This is a genomic window from Citrobacter sp. RHB20-C16, from assembly GCF_013890155.1.
GTDB lineage: Bacteria > Pseudomonadota > Gammaproteobacteria > Enterobacterales > Enterobacteriaceae > Citrobacter_A > Citrobacter_A amalonaticus.
On record NZ_CP057630.1, the window covers coordinates 4,083,956 to 4,103,350 of the forward strand.

Here is a 19,395-nt window from a genome sequence, read left to right on the forward strand (position 1 = left end):
TTTCACCGGGCGTAGCGTGAACTCAGGTTTACACACTGAGGTCACTATGGAACCGTTGTCTGTACTCTTTCCCCCTGCCTTTCCCGCCCTGGCGCTGGCTCACTTTGTGGCGCTGCTCAGCCCCGGACCGGATTTCTTTTTACTGGTGGGCTACGCCGTTCGCTATCGACTGCGCGGCAGTGCCGGGCTGTGCCTAGGGATCGCCGCCGGTAACGGCATTTATATCCTTCTGGCGATTGCCGGCTGGGGGATCCTCCGTCAGCTTCCCCAGCTCTTCACGTTGATCGCACTGTTGGGCGCACTTTATTTACTGTGGATCGGCAGCCTGCTGCTACGCAGTCGTCCGCAAACGCTGACGGGCGCAGATGCCCAGTCCACGCGTCCGGGATTGGGCAAACAAGTGCTGCTGGGGCTGGGTTCGTCGCTGCTCAACCCGAAAAATGCCTTGTTCTATCTGGCGCTGATGACCGCCCTGCTTGGCCCGTCAGTGACGCTGGTGCAGCAGGCCGTCAGCGGGATCTGGATGACCAGCGTCGTACTGTGCTGGGATCTGTTGATTGTGATGGGGATTGGCCTGCCGTTTATCCAGCGACGGCTAAGCCACGGGATCGTGTGGATCGAACGTCTCGCCGGGGTCGTGTTGATCGCCTTTGGCTGCGGGATCGTCTGGCGCTTTCTCTTCCCGTAGCTCATTGAGATACTGAATGAATTCAGCCCATTCTATTGACTAACATCAAATTATAATGACACTTAAGGTGTATATTTTCCGTTCAACTTACTTTTCTCGAGGTGTGATGTGCTGATAACCATCTGTAATCGCTACACATTCTGACAAGCGTCAGAATGTGTTCCCCTGTCTGTGATTCTCATGGGCAGTGCTTTTGATTACATGAAATTCAGTACATCCGCAGTCTGCTGTTCTCTCTTTTCTGCCTGATGTCCCTGTGACAGTATTGAATTTCGTTGTTCCCGTTAAGGGGTTCTCCACATGGAGTTCGTTTTGTATGCAATGGATTATTGAGTTTTTCAAGCGGCACGCCACGACGCTGTTCTTTCCGATGGCGCTGATTCTGTACGATTTTGCCGCCTATCTGTCGACGGACCTGATTCAACCGGGCATCATCAACGTCGTGCGGGAGTTTGATGCCGATGTCAGTCTGGCGCCGGCGGCGGTCAGTCTCTATCTCGCCGGAGGGATGGCGCTGCAATGGCTGCTGGGGCCGCTTTCCGACCGGATCGGTCGTCGTCCGGTATTGGTCACGGGGGCGCTCATTTTTTCCCTCGCCTGTACCGCCACGCTGTTCACCACTTCAATGACACAGTTTCTGGTCGCGCGCGTGGTGCAGGGCACCAGCATCTGCTTTATCGCGACGGTCGGCTACGTCACGGTGCAGGAGGCGTTCGGACAAACGAAAGCCATCAAGCTGATGGCAATCATCACCTCTATCGTGCTGGTAGCGCCGATCATTGGCCCGCTTTCCGGTGCGGCGCTGATGCACTTCGTCCACTGGAAGGTGCTGTTCGCCATTATTGCGGTAATGGGTTTTATCGCCTTTATGGGCCTGTTGCTGGCGATGCCGGAGACGGTCCAGCGCGGCGCGGTGCCGTTTAGTGCGATCAGCGTCGTACGCGATTTTCGCGATGTCTTTCGCAACCGCGTGTTCCTCTTTGGCGTCGCCACGATCTCGCTAAGTTACATCCCAATGATGAGTTGGGTCGCCGTTTCCCCGGTGATCCTGATCGACGCGGGTGGCATGACGTCCTCCCAGTTCGCCTGGGTACAGGTTCCGGTGTTCGGTGCGGTCATCGTCGCCAACATGGTCGTTGCTCGTTTTGTGAAAGATCCGACCAACCCGCGCTTTATCTGGCGTGCGGTGCCCATTCAGCTCAGCGGCCTGTTTGTACTGATCGCCGGGAACCTGCTCTGGCCTCACGTGTGGCTGTGGTCGGTGTTGGGCACCAGTCTGTATGCGTTTGGCATTGGGCTAATCTTCCCGACGCTGTTCCGCTTCACGCTGTTTACCAACAACCTGCCGAAAGGAACCGTGTCGGCCTCGCTGAACATGGTCATTCTGGCGGTGATGGCCGTTTCCGTCGAAATCGGTCGCGGACTGTGGTTTAACGGCGGCCGGATCCCGTTTCACCTGCTGGCAGTCATTGCGGGAGTGGCGGTGGTATTCACGTTGAAAGGGTTGTTAACGCGGGTACGCCAGTATCACGCAACGGAACTGGCAACAGAGAAGTAAAATCAGGCCCCGCCATGCGGGGCCGTTTTTTTAAGCAATGCGGGCAAATCCGGCTTCAAGGTCGGCAATCAAATCGCCGACATCTTCCAGGCCGATATGCACCCTCACCAGCGTCCCGCTGAAATCAACCTCACCGGCCGGGCGAATGCTGTTCAACTCTTCCGGTTGGTTCGCCAGAATCAACGACTCAAATCCGCCCCATGAGTAAGCCATGTGGAACAGCGAGAAGTTATCGAGGAAGTTCGCTAACTGTTCATCCGTCAGTCGCTTTTTCAGCACGAACGAGAACAAACCAGAACTGCCGCTGAAATCACGCGTGAAGTATTCGTGGCCCGGACATTCCGGCAGTGCCGGATGATTCACCCGCGCCACTTCTGCGCGTGCCGACAGCCAACGGGCAATCTGAATGCTACTCTCCTGATGCTGCTTCAGACGCACCGACAGCGTACGCAGGCCGCGACTGCCGTTATACGCGGTATCGGCATCCAGCGTTTGCCCCATCAGATACGAGTTTTCACGCAATTGGTCCCAGCAACGGGCGTTGGATACCGCCGTTCCCAGCATGCCGTCAGAGTGACCAATCGTGTATTTGGTGCCTGCCTGAATCGAGATATCCACGCCGTAGTCCAGCGCCTTAAACAACACGCCAGCCGCCCAGGTGTTGTCGATCATAATGACGATCTCCGGGTTCACCGCACGAATAGCCTTCACCATTCCCGGTACATCCTGCACTTCCATGGTGATCGAACTCGGTGATTCAAGGAACACCACTTTGGTTTCTGGGCGGATCAGATCGACAATTCCGGCGCCGATCATCGGATCGTAGTACGTCGTTTCGACGTTGAATTTGCTCAGGATCTTATTGCAGAAATCCTGTGTTGGTTCATATGCCGCCCCGGTCATCAGCAGATGATCGCCACGTTGTACAAACGCAAGGATCGCGTTTGTCACCGCCGCCGCACCGCACGGATAGAGCGCACAGCCGACGCCGCCTTCCAGTTCGCTCATCGCTTTCTGAAACGCGAAGTGGGTATAAGTGCCGCGACGACCATAAAACAACTCACCGTTTGCGCGATTGGCGGTGGCGAATTTTTTGTCCTTCACGGTATCAAACACCAGCGAAGAGGCGCGCTGGATAACCGGGTTTACCGCGCCCTGGGTATAGCGTTTATCGCGTCCGGCGATGACCAACTGGGTTTCGAGTTTCACTGAATCTTTCATAACCTTCTTATCCTTAATCCGTGCGTTAAACCTCGGCGGCCGTCGCCGTCGCATTCATCTCTGCATTCACCGACTTTTTCCCGGAGAAGCGTTCTACAATTTGTGCCGCATTCAAATCATGAATCACGTTAATTAGCGTCGCCGGGGCATCGGTAATGGTACCCAGCACCACCAACATCGGAATGGTTTCCATCGGCAGTCCCAGCGTGGTGACGATAAAGATCTCCCCAAGGAACGCCCCGCCCGGTACGCCGCCGACGATAATCGCGGAAAGCACGGCGATCAGCATGGTCAGGAAGAAGGTTTCCGTGGTGAATGGGATCCCCAGCACCGAGTAAATAAAGACGATCTTCAGCGCCGCAATCATCGCCACGCCGCCTTTGTTCAGGTTGACCAGCAGTGGGATCGAGACATCCACAATTTCCGGGTTAATCCCCATCGCTTTGCCCGCGCGCAGCGTCACCGGCAGCGTGCCCAGCGAAGAACAGGTACCCAGCGCCGTGACAGAAGGCTCAATGGCGTGACGCCAGAAGGCCTTCACCGCCGGTACTCCGCCGCCAATGTAAGAGTAGAGAATAGAGCCGAAAATGTAGTAAGCCAGCGTGGCAACCATGAACAGACCAATTGCCCGGGCAAAGGTGAGCAGCAGTCCGGAATCCTGGCTGGCCATCGTCGCCGCAAAGTAGCAACCGAGCCCCAGCGGCGCGACCTTCATGATGATCGACACGATCTTCATAATGACGGTGTTGGCATCGTCCAGCAGCGAGGCAATACGTTTACCCGCCTGTTCTGACTGACCAATCGCGATCCCGGCAATGATCGCCATCACGATCAGCGCGAGAATATTCGACTTAGAAAACAGACCAATAAAGTCGTTGGTGGTGATCATGCTGACAAAATCCATCTTGCCGCTGCCCGCCTGCACGGACTGCGAGAGATCGATAGTGACCCCCTGCGCCGGGTTGTACCACAGGGCTAACGCCACGATGCCGGCCGCCGGAATAAACGCCATCGCGATGGAAACGATAAAGATAATCGCCATAATTCGCCCTAAGCGTTTCAGGTCGGTCATACTGGCGATAGAGGACATTACGCTGATTCCCACCAGCGGAACGATAATCATAAATAACAGGTTCAGGAAAATCTGACCTATCGGCTGGAGTTTACTGGCAAACGCGGGGGCTAAAATCCCTAATAAACCACCTGCCACCAGAGCAAGTAATAAAATAATTGACGATTTGTAGGGTTCGAGTCGTGTCCACATAATCGGTACCTTTTATAAGAATGGAATTAAATGAGAGTAAATTCACAATTTGGCGACGTTCTGTTTTTGCCTCCTTACTATTTGTGACGCACCTCACTTAAGTTGTTATTTTTTCATTTTGTGCGTATGTCGTTTCCTGTGATTCAATAGTTACATGTTTCAAAACCCAATGTAACGGCCTATTCGTACCGTTTTTGCAAATCACTTGTGAGCAAAAGGAAACAATGAGCACACCCATTTCTCTCAAGCACTTAGAGTTTTTTGTCCGGATTGTGGACTGCGGAGGTTTATCTGAAGCCGCGGTGCAACTTAACGTGTCACCGTCCGCGGTCAGTAAAAGTCTGGCGGCAATGGAAGATACGCTGGGGACAACATTAATTAAGCGCACGACCCGCAGTATTACGCTGACCGACGCCGGGCAATATTTGTTTAACCGGGCCAATAAATTACTGAAAGAATTTGATGAAACGCTTAATACTACCTCTGGTTATTATCATAATCCGCAAGGTGAATTACGCATTACCTGTTCGATTGCCTTCGGCTATTCCCGACTGGTCAATCTGGTGGACAAATATCGCACCCAATACCCGGATGTGAACCTGTATATCGATCTCAACGATAACTTCGTCAATCTGAACGACACGGATTTCGATATCGCCCTGCGCATCTCCACCGCCCCGCCGCAAAACTATGCCACGCGTAAACTGGTGCCGATCCGCTGGGCGTACTGCGCCTCCCCCGGTTACCTCGCGAAGAAAGGGATGCCGCTGCGTCGTACCGATCTGGTCGATCACGATTGTCTGGTTTATCCTGGCCTGACCCCGGTTCTGAAGGTTGCCGACGAGCAGGATCGCCTGCATCAGCTAAAACTGCATATGCCGATCCAGGCCAACAGCAGCCTGGTCCTGCTGAAGTCGGTGCTGGAAGATCAGGGCGTGGCCTATCTGCCGACCTATCTGATTGGCGATCATATCCAGAAAGAGGAGATCACCCCGCTGATGCTCGACGGCACGATCGCCTGCGAAACGCACACCCTTTACGCGCTCTATTTCCCCAGCAAATACAGCAATCCGAAGGTGCGTTCGTTTATTGATTTTTTGGTCGCGGAATTAGGGACACTGCCAGCGTGGGACAACTGGATCCCCGGCTGATCCCCGGTTGTTTTTGCACGATCCCTCCGTCTGGCTCTATCCTTAAGCGTATGAATAAAATTGCTGAACTCAAACGCGCCAAACTGCTGGCGCTTTCGTTACTGCTGATCGCGGCCACCACGTTCGTCATCACCCTCTTCCTGCCGCCTGGTTTTTGGGTCAGCGGGATCAAAGCCATTGCCGAGGCGGCGATGGTCGGTGCCCTGGCGGACTGGTTCGCGGTGGTGGCGCTGTTTCGCCGCGTCCCTCTCCCGTTCATTTCGCGGCACACGGCGATTATTCCCCGCAATAAGGACCGCATCGGCGAGAATCTGGGGCAGTTTGTGCAGGAGAAATTCCTCGACACCCAGTCCCTGGTTGCGCTGATCCGCCGCCATCAACCCGCGCTGCTGATTGGCAACTGGTTCAGCCAGCCGGAAAACGCCCAGCGGGTCGGACAGCATCTGTTGCAGATCATGAGCGGCTTTCTGGAACTGACCGACGATGCCCGTATCCAGCGCCTGCTAAAACGGGCGGTGCATAAGGCGATTGATAAGGTCGATCTCTCCGGCACCAGCGCCCTGATGCTGGAAAGCATGACCAAAAACGATCGCCATCAGGTTCTGCTCGATACGCTGATCGCCCAGTTGATATCCCTCCTCCAGCGCGACAGTTCGAGGACCTTTATCGCCCGGCAAATCGTCCACTGGCTGGAGACCGAGCATCCGCTGAAGGCTAAAATTCTGCCTACCGAATGGCTGGGCGAGCACAGCGCGGAGCTGGTATCGGAAGCGGTGAACTCGCTGCTCGACGACATCAGCCACGATCGCGCGCATCAAATCCGCCACGCCTTCGATCGCGCCACGTTCAGGCTTATCGACAAACTGAAAAACGATCCGGAGATGGCGAACCGGGCAGAAAGCATCAAAGATTACCTGAAAGAAGATGAAGCCTTTAACCGCTACCTCGGCGAGCTGTGGGCGGATTTACGTCAGTGGCTGAAGCAGGATATCAACGCCGACGATTCCAGGGTGAAGCAGCGAATCGCCCATGCCGGACAGTGGTTTGGCGAAACGCTGATCGCCGACGATGCGCTGCGCGCTTCGCTCAACGGCCATCTGGAGCAGGCCGCCCATCGGGTGGCGCCGGAGTTTGCCGCCTTCCTGACCCGCCACATCAGCGATACGGTGAAAAGCTGGGATGCCCGCGATATGTCGCGGCAGATTGAACTTAACATCGGGAAAGATTTACAGTTTATCCGCGTCAACGGCACGCTGGTGGGCGGGACGATCGGGCTGGTCTTATACCTGTTATCGCAACTTCCCTCACTGCTGCCCGCACTGTCCACTTTTTAAGGAGAAAAAATGGCTGACATTACCCTTTCCCTGGCGCAGCGCGACGGTCTGCGCGATGCGCTCAGAGACTACTGCCGCGATCATTTCGAACTGGAGCTGGAACAGTTCGACGCTGAGTTTTTTATTGATTTCATTAGCGAAAAACTAGGGCCTGTGTACTACAACGCGGGCATTGAGGAGGCGATTCGCACGCATCTGGCCTGGAGCGAGCGCATCCAGGAAGAGATGGATCTGAAGAAGATTTTATAATGCCTTACCTGGCGGGAGATCAATAAACCCATAACATTGACATGGTTATAATGCGAGCACTTTTAACATCTCCCGTGTCACGGGGAAGGAAAATCCATGTCGCTTATCACCGATCTGCCCGCCATTTTCGACCAGTTCTCTGAAGCCCGCCAGAAAGGCTTTCTCACCGTGATGGATCTCAAAGAGCAGGGTATCCCGCTGGTGGGAACCTATTGCACCTTCATGCCGCAGGAGATCCCGATGGCGGCGGGTGCGGTGGTGGTCTCGCTGTGCTCAACGTCGGATGAAACCATCGAAGAAGCCGAAAAAGATCTACCGCGCAACCTCTGCCCGCTGATCAAAAGCAGCTACGGTTTCGGCAAAACCGACAAATGCCCCTATTTTTACTTTTCCGACCTGGTAGTGGGTGAAACCACCTGCGATGGCAAAAAGAAAATGTACGAATACATGGCGGAGTTCAAAGCCGTTCACGTCATGCAGTTGCCAAACAGCAGCCAGGATGCCGCCTCACGCGCGCTGTGGAAAGCAGAAATTCTGCGTCTGCAACAGGCTGTGGAAGCACGCTTTGGGACGCCGGTTACCGAAGCGGCACTGCGTGACGCCATTGTCCTCAAAAACCGTGAGCGTCGTGCGCTGGCGAATTTCTATCGTCTCGGGCAGCTTAATCCCCCTGCATTGAGCGGCAGCGATATCCTGAAAGTGGTGTACGGCGCGACCTTCCGCTTTGATAAAGAAGCCCTTATCGACGAACTGAACAGCATGGCTGAACGCGTACGCCAGGCATGGCAGGATGGTAAACGACTGGACGCCCGTCCGCGTATTCTGATCACCGGCTGTCCGATCGGCGGCGCGGCAGAAAAAGTGGTGCGCGCCATTGAGGAAAACGGCGGTTGGGTGGTGGGATACGAAAACTGTACCGGCGCGAAGGCGACCGAGCAGTGCGTCGCGGAAACTGGTGACGTATACGAGGCGCTCACCGACAAATATCTCGCCATCGGCTGTTCGTGCATCTCTCCAAACGATCAGCGCCTGACGCTGCTCAGCCAGATGGTGGAAGAGTACCATGCAGACGGCGTGGTGGACGTGATTTTGCAGGCCTGTCATACCTATGCCGTTGAATCACTGGCAATTAAGCGCCATGTTCGCCAGCAACACAACATTCCTTATATCGCCATTGAAACCGACTACTCTACCTCGGATGTCGGCCAGCTCAGCACCCGCGTCGCGGCCTTTATTGAAATGCTGTGAGGAGCAGGCGTGACGTATTCGATAGGAATTGATTCCGGCTCGACGGCGACCAAAGGCATTTTACTCACCGGCGGTGTGATTGAGCGCCGTTTCCTGTGCCCGACGCCATTCCGCCCTGCCGATGCCATCCGCGAGGCCTGGGAGGTTCTCGCGGAAGGTCTGGAAACGCGCCCCTACCTGACCTTAACCGGCTATGGCCGCCAGCTGGTTGATTTTGCCGACAAGCAGGTGACGGAAATCTCCTGTCACGGACTGGGTGCGCGGCTGCTCGCTCCTGCCACCCGCACGGTCATTGACATCGGTGGACAGGATAGCAAGGTGATCCAACTGGATGACGATGGTAACCTCACCGACTTTCTGATGAATGACAAATGCGCGGCGGGCACCGGGCGCTTTCTGGAGGTCATTTCACGCACCCTGGGCGCCAGCGTGGAGCAACTCGATACCATTACCGCTGGCGTTGCGCCGCACGCCATCAGCAGTATGTGCACCGTTTTTGCCGAATCCGAAGTGATTAGCCTGCGCTCTGCGGGTATCGCCCCGGAAGCGATCCTCGCGGGGGTGATCAATGCCATGGCGCGACGCAGCGCCAATTTCATTGGTCGACTCTCTTCAGAAGGGCCACTGCTGTTTACCGGCGGCGTCAGCCACTGCGCAGCGTTTGCCCGGATGCTGGAAGGCCATGTCGGTATCCCGGTAAACACCCACCCGGACGCGCAGTTTGCCGGCGCCATCGGCGCGGCGCTGATCGGCCAGCGGCAGAGAACGCGTGGATGACGGAATACCTGTTTTTATTTCATTCGACGGTTGGCGTGATCCAGACCCGCAAAGCGTTGCAGGCCGCAGGCGTGACCTTTCGGGTCGCCGACATACCCCGCCAGTTGCGCGGGGGCTGCGGACTGTGCGTCTACCTGCATTGCCAGCCCGGTGAACAAGATCGATGGGTGATCCCCGGTCACACCGAATCAATCTACCGCCTTGAGCAGGGCGACTGGCAATGTGTGGCAACCTTCGACGCGCCAGCACGTTACCCCGCGAAACCACGATAAATGTCACTATGCAATTATCACCCGTTTAAGGATTCATTAAGATTAATCTTTATACTTTCTCCCTTAATGTCTTTGATTTTATTTAAGGAAGAATAATGAGATTGTCCGCCCGATATCTGAATTCACCTCTGCGAATCATGCTTCTTCTTACTTTACTCATTGCGGGGGCGAGTTATGTCATATCGGGTAACGCCATGCCCGACAATGACAATAACTCCCTTGCCGATTATCGCGCGACGATAGACGCTAAACAGATCGCGGGCGTGAAAAAAAATGTCTCCTCACTCACCTGGTCCGATAAAACGAATACGTTATTCAGCACAATCAATAAACCCGCCGCGATTATTGAATTAACCCGCCAGGGTCAACTGCTGCGTACCATCCCACTCGATTTTATTCGCGATCTGGAGACGATCGAGTTCATTGGTAACGACACATTTGTCATCAGCGATGAAAGTGACTATTCCATCTACGTGATTACCCTCAACGCGCAGTCACAGGTCAACATCATCAAAAAGTTAACGCTTAATCTGTATGAAACCCCGACCAACGACGGTTTTGAGGGCCTCGCCTGGTCACGTGAAAAAGAGACATTCTGGTTTTTTAAAGAAAAGAGACCGATTGGGATCTATAAAGTGACGGGGCTGCTCAATAATGACAATCTGACCATCAGTAAAGACCATGCGCTGCAACAACAGCTAGGTGTGCAGGATATTTCAGGCGCGGAGTTTAATCCGCAGCGGAACAGCCTGCTGATCCTATCTCACGAATCACGAGTGCTCAAAGAGGTCAGAACCGACGGCAACGTTCTCGGCGTCATGCCGCTAACCGAAGGTCACCACGGGTTGGCGCACACCATACAGCAGGCTGAAGGGATCGCGATGAATAACCAGGGGACGCTGTTTATCGTGGCAGAGCCCAACCTGTTTTACCGCTTCACGTCTAAGAGCGCACAATAATACCGCCATCGCCTTACCCATTTGTTATAAATTTGTTACTCTCGCATTTCGCTCACGACAAATAACAATGGGTACGGCATGAGCCAGCAACCGCATATCGCAGACCGGTATTCACTGCGCACCGCCCTTTTCGGGATGATGGTCCTCGCGCTGGGCATGGGAATTGGCCGTTTTCTCTATACCCCAATGCTGCCCGTACTGCTGGCTGAGGGGCGCTTCACGTTTTCCGAACTGTCGTGGATAGCCAGCGTCAACTATGCGGGATACCTGGTCGGCAGCCTGTTGTTCTCGTTCGGACTTTTTCATCTGCCGGGACGTTTACGCCCTATGCTGTTGAGTTCAGCGGTGGCGACCGGCGTACTGATCCTCGCGATGGCGCTATTCTCCAATCCCATGGTGGTGATGCTGGTGCGCTTTTTGGCGGGAGTCGCCAGCGCCGGGATGCTGATCTTTGGCTCCACGCTGGTGCTACAACATACCCGCAATCCTTTTGTCATTGCCTCGCTGTTTTCTGGCGTCGGCGTCGGGATTGCGCTGGGTAACGAGTACGTGATTGCTGGTCTGCACTTTGCGCTCTCCTCCCACGCGCTGTGGATCGGGGCGGTGGTCTTCTCGGCCGTCCTGGCGATGTTGCTGGTGCTGCTGCTTCCGTCCCACGCCCACACGCTGCCTGCCGCCACCCAGGCAAAAAGTGACCCACAGCCGATGCGCTGGTGGCTATTGGCGCTGCTCTACGGACTGGCAGGATTCGGTTACATCATCGTTGCCACCTATTTACCGCTTATGGCGAAAGGGGCGGGTTCTCCACTGCTGACGGTTCATCTGTGGACGTTGGTCGGTGTCTCAATTGTGCCGGGCTGCTTCGCCTGGCTGTGGGCCGCGAAACGCTGGGGAGTGCTGCAATGCCTGACGGCAAACCTGGTGATTCAGGGGGCCTGTGTGATCCTGACGCTGGCCAGCGGCTCTCCGCTGTTGCTGGTGCTGAGCAGCGTGGGGTTCGGCGCAACGTTTATGGGCACCACCTCGCTGGTCATGACCCTCGCGCGACAGCTTATTGTGCCGGGAAACCTCAACCTGCTCGGGTTTGTGACGCTGACCTACGGTATCGGCCAGATTCTGGGTCCGCTGTTAACCACGCTGTTAGGCAGTGGCACGCAGGCGATTACCGATGCCACGCTGTGCGGCGCGCTGGCGTTATTTATCGCCGCGACGATCAGCGCCCTGCAATTCTATAAACAAAAGCGTTTGTTGGCGTGCCGCATCAAAGACATGCGCTGACCATAATGCGGGGGACCTGGTGGATCCACTCCAGTAATTCGTAAAGCAGCGAAGCCGTGACGATTTTACTGGTTGTCGCGGTTGACCAGGGAAAGAGCGTTACGCTGAGTTCCCACGTCATGAGCGAGACGGTTGTCACGACCAGGGTCAGTCCTAATGCGGTGACGGTAATACACGCCATGGCGCGCCAGAGAGGTAAAAACATCATCCTGTAAAATCCGCCCGCACTTATTCACGGCCGCCTTCATTGGCGGTGCGATGCAGCATGAGCGCTTCGGCAATAATGTCCTGTTTGCTTTTACGCGTTTCTAACGCCAACGCCCGAACGTAGTCCCATAGCGTAGTCTCAACACGGGCGCTTAACAGCACCATATCTTTAGAACGGGTTCCCCTGGCTTTACGGGTATCGGGATAATCGCGGGAAGGCATCGTCGGCTCCTGAAGGCTATGTCGTCTTAACTGGGGAGGAATATGCAGTTGGTCGAATAACAAGTCAACGTACAAAATTTCAGCAGCCGGGTGATAGAAATGTTAAGAAAACGCCTTAAAATGGAACGCCGTTTCAAGTGAAAGATAGCCCGTAGCAGGCTAATGATGTCAGGGTTTATTTACATGTTCTGATTAATTCAGTGCATTTCAGCCCCTGCGCTTCCGGCAAAACATTCACCACGATTATTGAAAATTCCTATGCGCCAATAAGTTACTTCCAGGATAAATGTTTACTTTGAAGGCAATAACTGGCTTTTTTAGAGAGAGTTACGACGATCTCTTTCAATAATTTTCGCTAACGTCACTTCTTTTCTTTGTTATCAGACGTCTTACCACCGCCACCATAAACGCAATAAAGGTAAACAAGTCGTAAATAAGGACATTTTTTAACGACGCAAATTAAGTGCGTATCAATTGACATGGATCAATTTTAAAAGCTGAATTTTGCCAGCTTTTGGTAAGAATCTGATGAAGCGCACAAATACCGACTGCTTTTGTACACTAAATTTTACGCCACCAGACATGCCTGTCATCCGCGGGTGATATTGACTTTACTTTTCATCGCCACACTTCCAGCACGACGGAACCAAAGTTATTCCAGTACATCCCCGACATATCATTTGCAAACACCACTAACTCACCGCTGCGGGGCGCAATCCAGCCATTATTGAGCCGGGTGCCGTCGCCAATCACAAACATGGTATCGGTTGATTTATCAATAGTACCAATCAGGGTAAACCAGGTCGCAGATTCGTGGCGGCAACGCAGCCAGAGTCGGGCAAAATTCAAATAGCCGACGGTGTAACCGTTCGCGTCACAATAATGCCCCATATCGCACCACTTTCCGGTGACATGAAAGAAATACCTGACGCCCTGCTCAACAAACAGCTCCGTTTCAACCCATTTATCGCGTGAGCGAATTTGAGTTCGCTTCACCCGTCGTGAAGCCAGTGGCGGAACGCACATTCGATCAACCATACATCATCACCTTTGCGCAAACACAGTTATGCAGGCCGCCAAAGGCCGCCCGGATAAAACGATGACGAACAGGAGGGGTAACACTAATTTTTATGAACTCTGCGGCCGCGCTCCATAACAGGAAAGTTGTAATCAGCGCGTGCCGTTTCATACCTTTCATTGACCTGACGCGATAGCGCCTACAGATGCGCCGTTCAACGTGCGGGTAAGCAGCCCACGCGCTTACCCGCACAGTATCTTACGGGTTACCGGTAGTTGACCTTCATATTTTTCGACAACGGTTCAATGACCGTGGAGACCAGAATAAAGCACAGAACACAGAACCCGGTCATCGCCATGAATACCGCATCCCAGTTGTAAGCATCCAGAATAATACCCACGATCAGCGGCATACACATGCCACCCAGTTGCCCGCCCATGTTGATCACGCTGTAAGCGATCGGATAAATGTCTTTATTCGCCCGCCCCATCGCGTAGACCGAGTAAGCCGAATAGCCCAGCGACAGCATCAGCCCCAGCAGGAACAGCATCAGCGACAGAACGATTTTGCTTTCTGGCGCATAAACCAGCGAGTACATGGTAAAGATCGTCGCCCCGGCGCTGAGCAACATCAGCGGTTTACGACGCTTATTCAGCACCCGGTCAGAGAGCACGCCGCCAATAAAGTTGCCCATGACCGTCCCGAGAAACGGTGCGGCTGCCAGTGCGGCAGAACTCGTCAGATCGAATCCGCGTTCGGTGATCAGATACTTGGGCAGCCATGACATCAGCACGCTGACAATCCCCACCATCGAGAAGTATCCCAGCGCGACGCCATAAATATCCCAGCAGCGGAAGACCTGTTTTGAACAGGAGAGTTCTTCAACCTGCTTTGTGCGAATTAGCTTGTCGAGCCAGCAGTAATTGAACTCAGGAACGGCCGGTGCGGCGGCTTCCTGAGTCGTCGCCGGAAGCTGTTCTTCGCGGATGTAAGCGACCTCTTGCTCATTCACGAAGCGGCTCTCTTCCGGCTTATTGCGAACCATCAGATACCAGAAGATCGCCAACAGCAAGCCCGGAATGGCAAAGAAGACAAAGATATAGCGCCATCCCCAGACGGTGATGATCCAGGCGCACAGCGGCGGGACGATCAGTGGACCAAACTTGGATCCTGCCAGAAACAGCCCGGTTGCCGTCCCTTTTTCCTTCGGGGGAAACCACTGGTTGATAGTCACCGTCGAGCCAATAACCACCGGTGACTCACAGACGCCCACCATAAAACGCAGGATCTTCAGCAGGAAAATGTTATTCACCATTCCCATCAACCCCGTAAATACGGAGGTTAATAACATCCCCATCGCAAATGCATTACGCATGCCGAACTTCTTAATCAAGTACCCGGCAGGAATTTGAAAAAACGCATAGCCGGCAAAGAACAGGCTGATTAACAGTCCTGCCATGGTATTTGAGATTTGAAATTCTTCCTGAATAAACGGAATAGCAAAGCCGATATTTGCGCGATCGGCGTTAGCTACGGTGTAGGTTACAAAAATAAAACTCATGACCCACCATCTGTAATGGGTCATCTTCGGCTTCCCGATATTATTATTCATCATGTCTGTTTCCGTATCAGAGGTCAGATTTTTTCGCTGCAAAAATCAAATTCACTGTAGGTTCTGGCTCGCGAAAGACTGCTCAACAACGTCGGTTCAATCGTGCTGCGGATCAGGTTTGCGATATCCAGCAGGTCAGGCAGTGAGATACCGGTATCGAACCCCATTCGGTTAAACATATTCACCGCATCCTCGGTGGCGGCATTACCGGCGGCCCCAGGCGCAAACGGGCACCCGCCCAGTCCACCGACAGCGGTCTCAAAGCGCGTTATGCCCGACTGAACGCCAGCAAACATACAGGCCAGCGCCATACCGTGGGTGTTATGCAGATGCAAACCAATGTCCATTTTGGGGAATTTCTGCTGGATCCCGCGCAGTACAGATAATGTCTGAGTCGGATTGGCGACGCCGATGGTGTCGCACAGGGTTACCGCCGAAATCCCGAGATCATCGGCAAACTTGATCATATCCATCAGCGTTTCACGACTGGTCTCGCCAATAAACGGGCAGCCAAATACCGTCGCCAGCGACAGCGTAATAGTCATATCCGGGAACGTGTGGCGAATTTTATAAAGATCCTCCAGCGACTCGGCATGCGTCCGGTTAATGTTGGCCTTGTTATGCGCCGGACTGACCGAAACCACATAGTTAATATTTTTAATGCCGGCCTCACTGGCGAGACTGGCCCCCTTCACGTTCGGTACTAACACTGACGGAATAATATGCGGATGCGTGTTCAGAACATGCTGAATAACCTCATGGGCATCACTCATTTGTGGAATCGCCTTAGGGCTAACCATTGAGGTGATTTCCATCGCGCCGATCCCCGACTCGACCAGACGATCGATAATTTTTATTTTTAAATCAGTAGGAATAAACGCTTTGATGTTCTGAAAACCATCTCTTGGCCCGACTTCAGTAATCTGGATAAATGTCGACATGGCAGAACCCCTTACAGAATGCCGGAACGAATAAGCTGCTCAATTTTTTCATCTGAATAGCCCAGACGTTCTTTAAGCACTTCGTAATTATGTTGACCAAGCGTGGGCGCAGGCATTCTGATGGTCGCCTTGTTGTTCGTGAATTTAACCTGATTGCCGGTCATGGTAATTTTCCCGGCGACGGGGTGTTCAATATCGACAAACATTTCGCGGGCACCAGCAATATGCGGATCCTGAGTCACGCGGTCGATGGTATTGATCGGCGCAGAAGGTATACCGGCATCCAGTAGCATCGACACGATGGTGTCGATATCTAAATCGCGGGTCCAGCATTCGATAATGTCTTTCAGCTCGGCGTGATGAGCGACGCGGTCGAGGTTAGATTTAAATTTCTCATCTTCCAGCGCGCTGATTTGCAGAACGTTTTTCAGCAGGCCATATAATTTGTCGTTGCCACAGGCAATAATGACGTAACCGTCACGCGCCTGGAAAGAGTCATACGGATAAATCGCTTCATAGCGGTTACCAATACGTGTCGGAATACGTCCTGTATTAAGGTAAATAATGTTGATAATTTCCAGCGACGACACCATCGAATCGACCAGCGCAATATCCACTTTTTCGCCGACACCGGTTTTCAGGCGATTGACGTAAGCGGCAAGCACGCCAATAGCGCAACTCATCCCCCCGACCACATCCGCAATAGCAGTCCCGGTGCGCGTAGGCGGCGTATCAGGCCAACCGGTGGTGCTCATCAGTCCGCTCATGGCCTGGCCGATGATGTCGTAACCCGCGCGTTTCGAATACGGGCCGGTATGACCAAAGCCGGAAACGGCGCCGTAAATAATCGCTGGATTCACCTTACGCAAATCCTCATAGCCAAGTCCCAGTTTTTCCATCACACCCGGACGGTAGTTTTCCAGAACCACATCGCTGTCGCGAACTAAATCGAGAAATATCTGCCGACCTTCTTCAGATTTAAGATTCAGCGTCATTCCGCGCTTATTGCGGTTTAAATTCATAAAGTAGGCGCTTTCGCCATTAATTTGCGGCGCGTTGGCCCGTGAATCATCCCCTTTCCCCGGCAATTCGATTTTAATCACATCCGCGCCAAAATCCGCCAGCATCATTCCGCAATAAGGGCCAGCCAGCACCCGGGTTAAATCCAGCACACGAACACCGCTTAATACACCAGACTGTTTGTTCATTCCTTCCCTCACTTTTTAGTAGATAAAGCACAAGGCCGCTTGCCTTATAGATTGTCTAATCCAATATGTGTGCCAGGAATGAATAAATCGGAAGTATTTAATCTAACCAAATGAAACAAATAGATTTATTGCATTTTGCTATTTATCTGAGAGAAAGGAAAATGGCTTTCAATTTTGAAATTCATAACAGTTGTGATATTGGTTTGTGATAGCCACAAATTTTCCATGGTGATTTATGTCACATAAAACGTTACCGAATCTGGCCTTAATAACCCCCTATCCGGCACTGGCAGCCGTGGTGACTGAGCAGTGCGCCGGTATTTTTAACTGCCATGTTTTTCACGGAAGCCTGGAAAAAGCCGCGGGGATTGCGCGAAATCTCGACCCTGATTTTTATGACATCATTATCAGCCGTGGCGGTACGGCGGACTATATCGATCGCGTAACCAAAATTCCGGTAGTACGTATTCTCACGTCCGCGCTGGATTTGCTTAAATCGCTCACACCACTGAAAAAACATCCGCATAAAATCGCCTTTTTCAATTATCAGAACTATTTATCTGACGTAAATCTGGTGGCAACCGCACTGGAAGTGGAGATAGAAGAATTTATCTTTTTATCGCATGCCGATATGGTGGATAAACTCAAAAAATGCCGTGCACGTAATTTCCAGACGGTGGCGGGAGGATTACCGGTTTCAGACACGGCGGAACACTATGAGATGCACGGGATTCTGATCGAAAATGGTCTGGAATCGGTGAACAGCGCGCTGCGCGAAGCGATGGCAATCGTGGAGACGACCCGCCGCAAGCAACAGGATATGGCGCGACTGGAGATCATTCTCTCCTCAATTACGGAAGGGATCATCGTCACCAACGAAAATAACGAGATCCAGATCTTCAATAAATCCGCCGAGAACATATTTGGCCTGATGGCCTCGCAGGTGATTGGCAAACCGGTGGATACGGTCATTAAAAATACGCGGATTAACCAGGTATTGCTGACAAAATCCCCCGAGATCCGGGAGATTATGGATCTGGACAATACCTCCATCATTACCAGCCGGGTGCCAATATTTCGTGGTACGCAGTGTATTGGGGTGGTGTGTTCGTTTACCGATACGCCGCAAATCCAAAAAGTGGAGCGGATTATTCGCGGCAAGCTGATGAAAAAAGGCTTCACCGCCCGTTACCGTTTTGAGCATATCCTCACGCAAAATAAACACATGGAGTCGGTCATTCATCTGGCAAAAATTTATGCCAATACCCACTCCCCGGTGATGATTTATGGGGAATCCGGCACCGGTAAAGAGCTATTCGCGCAGAGTATTCATAACCAGAGTAAACGCCACCGGGGTCCATTTGTCGCCATTAACTGCGCCGCCATTCCGGAAACCCTGCTGGAAAGCGAACTGTTTGGCTATGAAGGGGGCTCTTTTACCGGCGCGCGGCGCGAAGGAAAAGAAGGTCTGATAGAACTGGCGCACCAGGGAACCTTATTTCTCGATGAAATTGGTGAACTGCCACTGCCTATTCAGAGCCGCCTGTTACGCGTCTTACAGGAATACGAAATTATGCGGGTGGGGGGAAAGGATATTATCCCTGTCGATGTGCGTATTATCGGTGCCACTAACCGATCGCTGGAAAAAATGGCGGAGGAAGGCTCGTTTCGCGGCGATCTCTACTATCGGTTGAACGTCTTACCGCTAATGGTGCCTCCGCTACGGGAAAGAGACGGCGACGTCCGTTTTCTGGCTGAGCACTTCCTCGAAAAATCGGGCTGCGGGCATAAACTGGCGCAGTTCATCGCCCTGTTTTCCACTTACAACTGGCCGGGAAACGTGCGTGAACTGAATTTTATTATTGAGCGGCTGGCACTATTATCGGCCGGATTTCCGGACGCTTCGCTGTTTGAGATATTAAATCTGACCGGTTTTAACGCGCTTAAATCCTGCAACGCGTCACAGACAAATGGGAGGATCGTCGCGGATCTGAGTAAAGGACAACTGAAAGTCATCATTAAAGATCTCGAGCGACAGATTATTGCGTTCTACATGGATCTTTTTGAACAGGATCAAGAGAAAGTCGCCGCCCATCTGGGGATCAGCAAAATGAGTTTATGGCGAAAATATAATCAGATGGACCGCTAAGGGAGGGCAACGACGCAATGCCGGTCGCCTGCTGAGTCC

Annotated in this window: 19 protein-coding genes; 11 read left to right on the top strand and 8 right to left on the bottom strand. The window is 53.0% G+C overall.

Annotated features, from left to right (window positions below; all coding sequences use genetic code 11):
• The first annotated feature begins 46 nt into the window (after window positions 1–46).
• Window positions 47–688, top strand: coding sequence for a LysE family translocator (locus HVX64_RS19580; protein WP_042999303.1), 642 nt, complete (start codon window positions 47–49; stop codon window positions 686–688).
• Between the two features lie 325 nt (window positions 689–1,013).
• Entirely contained in the window at window positions 1,014–2,246 is a 1,233-nt protein-coding gene (mdtM, locus tag HVX64_RS19585; RefSeq protein WP_162178929.1) for a multidrug efflux MFS transporter MdtM, read from the top strand.
• A 30-nt stretch (window positions 2,247–2,276) separates the two neighbouring features.
• Here the strand turns inward: mdtM and metC are convergent, their stop codons facing one another.
• Both metC and HVX64_RS19595 read right to left on the bottom strand, forming a co-directional pair.
• On the bottom strand, window positions 2,277–3,467 hold the full coding sequence (metC, locus tag HVX64_RS19590; RefSeq protein WP_042999301.1) for a cystathionine beta-lyase: 1,191 nt from the start codon (window positions 3,465–3,467) through the stop codon (window positions 2,277–2,279).
• A 25-nt stretch (window positions 3,468–3,492) separates the two neighbouring features.
• On the bottom strand, window positions 3,493–4,731 hold the full coding sequence (locus HVX64_RS19595) for a dicarboxylate/amino acid:cation symporter (RefSeq protein ID WP_044253866.1): 1,239 nt from the start codon (window positions 4,729–4,731) through the stop codon (window positions 3,493–3,495).
• A gap of 224 nt (window positions 4,732–4,955) precedes the next feature.
• On the opposite strand from HVX64_RS19595, the gene HVX64_RS19600 reads away from it, so the two are divergent.
• The 8 genes from HVX64_RS19600 (at window position 4,956) to HVX64_RS19635 (ending at window position 11,999) form a co-directional block, all read left to right on the top strand.
• The gene (locus HVX64_RS19600) at window positions 4,956–5,882 is read left to right on the top strand and encodes a LysR family transcriptional regulator (RefSeq protein WP_042999299.1); all 927 of its coding nucleotides are present in this window, start codon (window positions 4,956–4,958) and stop codon (window positions 5,880–5,882) included.
• A 50-nt stretch (window positions 5,883–5,932) separates the two neighbouring features.
• The gene (locus tag HVX64_RS19605; protein WP_044253863.1) at window positions 5,933–7,216 is read left to right on the top strand and encodes a DUF445 domain-containing protein; all 1,284 of its coding nucleotides are present in this window, start codon (window positions 5,933–5,935) and stop codon (window positions 7,214–7,216) included.
• A 9-nt stretch (window positions 7,217–7,225) separates the two neighbouring features.
• Entirely contained in the window at window positions 7,226–7,465 is a 240-nt protein-coding gene (locus tag HVX64_RS19610) for a DUF2164 domain-containing protein (protein ID WP_044253860.1), read from the top strand.
• 96 nt (window positions 7,466–7,561) lie between these two features.
• On the top strand, window positions 7,562–8,713 hold the full coding sequence (locus HVX64_RS19615; RefSeq protein ID WP_042999296.1) for a double-cubane-cluster-containing anaerobic reductase: 1,152 nt from the start codon (window positions 7,562–7,564) through the stop codon (window positions 8,711–8,713).
• 9 nt (window positions 8,714–8,722) lie between these two features.
• A complete protein-coding gene (gene yjiL, locus HVX64_RS19620; protein WP_042999295.1) occupies window positions 8,723–9,490 on the top strand; it encodes a putative 2-hydroxyacyl-CoA dehydratase activator YjiL in 768 nt (255 codons plus the stop codon).
• Complete coding sequence (locus HVX64_RS19625) at window positions 9,487–9,762, top strand: DUF3343 domain-containing protein (RefSeq protein ID WP_044253858.1); 276 nt, start codon at window positions 9,487–9,489, stop codon at window positions 9,760–9,762. The genes yjiL and HVX64_RS19625 overlap by 4 nt, the downstream gene beginning before the upstream one ends.
• Before the next feature lie 194 nt (window positions 9,763–9,956).
• On the top strand, window positions 9,957–10,721 hold the full coding sequence (locus HVX64_RS19630; protein ID WP_044253854.1) for a YjiK family protein: 765 nt from the start codon (window positions 9,957–9,959) through the stop codon (window positions 10,719–10,721).
• 78 nt (window positions 10,722–10,799) lie between these two features.
• Entirely contained in the window at window positions 10,800–11,999 is a 1,200-nt protein-coding gene (locus HVX64_RS19635; protein ID WP_044253851.1) for an MFS transporter, read from the top strand.
• Here the strand turns inward: HVX64_RS19635 and HVX64_RS19640 are convergent.
• The 6 genes from HVX64_RS19640 to HVX64_RS19665 all read right to left on the bottom strand — a co-directional run bounded on the left by HVX64_RS19640 (window position 11,983) and on the right by HVX64_RS19665 (window position 17,207).
• The gene (locus HVX64_RS19640; protein ID WP_042999291.1) at window positions 11,983–12,207 is read right to left on the bottom strand and encodes a hypothetical protein; all 225 of its coding nucleotides are present in this window, start codon (window positions 12,205–12,207) and stop codon (window positions 11,983–11,985) included. The two genes, HVX64_RS19635 and HVX64_RS19640, sit on opposite strands and share 17 nt — an antisense overlap.
• 20 nt (window positions 12,208–12,227) lie before the next feature.
• Window positions 12,228–12,428, bottom strand: coding sequence for a hypothetical protein (locus tag HVX64_RS19645; protein ID WP_042999290.1), 201 nt, complete (start codon window positions 12,426–12,428; stop codon window positions 12,228–12,230).
• A 618-nt stretch (window positions 12,429–13,046) separates the two neighbouring features.
• The gene (locus tag HVX64_RS19650; protein ID WP_042999289.1) at window positions 13,047–13,466 is read right to left on the bottom strand and encodes a hypothetical protein; all 420 of its coding nucleotides are present in this window, start codon (window positions 13,464–13,466) and stop codon (window positions 13,047–13,049) included.
• A 245-nt stretch (window positions 13,467–13,711) separates the two neighbouring features.
• On the bottom strand, window positions 13,712–15,061 hold the full coding sequence (locus tag HVX64_RS19655; RefSeq protein ID WP_044253848.1) for an MFS transporter: 1,350 nt from the start codon (window positions 15,059–15,061) through the stop codon (window positions 13,712–13,714).
• A 20-nt stretch (window positions 15,062–15,081) separates the two neighbouring features.
• Window positions 15,082–15,999 carry a hydroxymethylglutaryl-CoA lyase gene (locus HVX64_RS19660; RefSeq protein ID WP_044253845.1) on the bottom strand — a complete coding sequence of 306 codons (918 nt, stop codon included), beginning with the start codon at window positions 15,997–15,999 and terminating at the stop codon, window positions 15,082–15,084.
• 11 nt (window positions 16,000–16,010) lie between these two features.
• The gene (locus HVX64_RS19665; protein WP_044253842.1) at window positions 16,011–17,207 is read right to left on the bottom strand and encodes a CoA transferase; all 1,197 of its coding nucleotides are present in this window, start codon (window positions 17,205–17,207) and stop codon (window positions 16,011–16,013) included.
• 235 nt (window positions 17,208–17,442) lie between these two features.
• Between HVX64_RS19665 and HVX64_RS19670 the strand changes: the two genes are divergently transcribed.
• Entirely contained in the window at window positions 17,443–19,356 is a 1,914-nt protein-coding gene (locus tag HVX64_RS19670; protein ID WP_044253839.1) for a sigma-54-dependent Fis family transcriptional regulator, read from the top strand.
• The last annotated feature ends 39 nt before the right edge of the window (window positions 19,357–19,395 follow it).